The 771-nt window shown below is 44.5% G+C and carries 1 protein-coding gene and 1 pseudogene; both read right to left on the bottom strand.

From position 1 onward, the window contains the following. A partial coding sequence (locus ESZ36_RS22430; RefSeq protein ID WP_146792031.1) for an FAD-dependent oxidoreductase occupies nucleotides 1-260 on the bottom strand: 260 nt, incomplete at its 3' end. Nucleotides 261-345: 85 nt separating this feature from the next. Then, nucleotides 346-771: pseudogene (glyA, locus tag ESZ36_RS22425) on the bottom strand (serine hydroxymethyltransferase); the annotation flags it as partial.

Raw genomic sequence — 771 nt, 5'->3', positions numbered from 1 at the left:
TCCCATAAATAGTTTGAACGCACAATGGTGGTATTACGCGCGGTATTACCGCCGCCCAAATAGCCTTTTTCAATCACGGCAATGTTAGTGATACCATGTTCTTTCGCTAAATAATAAGCCGTTGCCAGACCATGTCCACCGCCGCCTATGATCACAACATCATAGTGTTTCTTCGGTGTCGGATTACTCCAAACCCGTTGCCAATTCTCGTGGTAACTTAACGAGTGTTTTAATAAACCAAATCCTGAATATTGTTGCATGGTATACCCTTTTTCTAAATTGTATTATTGGCTAAACAAGGAGAGCTAAGCGGCTTATAAGCCACTTAGGTGTCCGTCAGGTTACCTAGCGGTAGACTGGATTTTTTTCACATAAGTCCAACACTTTGTTTCGAACCTCATCAATCACCTGTTCATTGGTGATGTCGTCTAACACATCACAAATCCAACCGGTGAGTGCTGCCGAATCCTCAAGTCCAAAACCACGACTGGTGATAGCCGGTGTGCCGATACGCAGGCCACTGGTGACAAACGGGGATTGTGGATCGTTAGGCACTGAATTTTTATTGACCGTGATGTTAGCGCGGCCCAGCGCGGCATCCGCGTCTTTACCGGTAATGCCTTTATCGATTAAATCCAGTAGGAATAAATGATTATCAGTACCACCTGAGACCACGTTATAACCACGTTGTTGGAATGTTTTTGCCATTTCACGGGCGTTATCGATAACGTTTTGCTGATACTCAACATACCCTTCAGATAACGCTTCTTT

Source organism: Colwellia demingiae (assembly GCF_007954275.1).
GTDB lineage: Bacteria > Pseudomonadota > Gammaproteobacteria > Enterobacterales > Alteromonadaceae > Colwellia > Colwellia demingiae.
This window is presented reverse-complemented; position numbering and strand designations above follow the sequence as displayed.